Raw genomic sequence first — 672 nt, 5'->3', positions numbered from 1 at the left:
TCAGCGGCTGTTCCGGTTTCCAGGCTGATGATGACGCCTACTGTCGAGGCGGTATAATCGGCAGTGTCGGAACCGCCGACGCCGCCGTCCAGAGTGTCCGCACCGCCAAGGCCGGCAAGCACGTCGTTGCCGGCACCACCGGTAAGGATGTTCGCGTCCGCGTCGGTCCCGGTCAGTGTATCGTCAAAGCTCGATCCGATGAGGTTTTCGATGCCGGTCAGCGTATCGCCTTCGGCATGGCCGCCGCTCCCGGTGCCAGTGTCGAGATTGACGATGACACCTGCGGTCGAGGCGATGTAGTTGGCGGTGTCCGTGCCGGCGCCACCAATCAATGTGTCTGCACCGCCAAGCCCAATCAGAGCATCGTTGCCATCCCCGCCGTTCAGGACATTCGCGCCGGCATCGGTGCCGGTCAGCGCATCGGTAAAGGCCGAGCCGGTGAGGTTCTCGATGCTGGTCAGCGTATCGCCTACGGCATGGCCGCCGGCGACAGTTCCGGCTTCCAGGCTGATGATGACGCCTGCCGTCGAGGCGGTGTAGTCGGCGGTGTCCGAACCGAGCCCGCCTATCAACGTGTCCGCACCGCCGAGCCCGGCCAGGATATCGTCGCCATCCCCGCCGTTGAGAGCATTCACGTCGGCATCGGTACCGGTCAACGTGTCGGCAAATGCC

General features: G+C 64.4%; 1 protein-coding gene. It reads right to left on the bottom strand.

What is annotated here, in order from left to right; translation table 11 throughout:
• A partial coding sequence (locus G6N74_RS30455) for a calcium-binding protein (RefSeq protein ID WP_281354095.1) occupies window positions 1–672 on the bottom strand: 672 nt, incomplete at both ends.

The organism is Mesorhizobium zhangyense (genome assembly GCF_011045115.1).
In the GTDB taxonomy this organism is placed as follows: domain Bacteria; phylum Pseudomonadota; class Alphaproteobacteria; order Rhizobiales; family Rhizobiaceae; genus Mesorhizobium_M; species Mesorhizobium_M zhangyense.
This window is presented reverse-complemented; position numbering and strand designations above follow the sequence as displayed.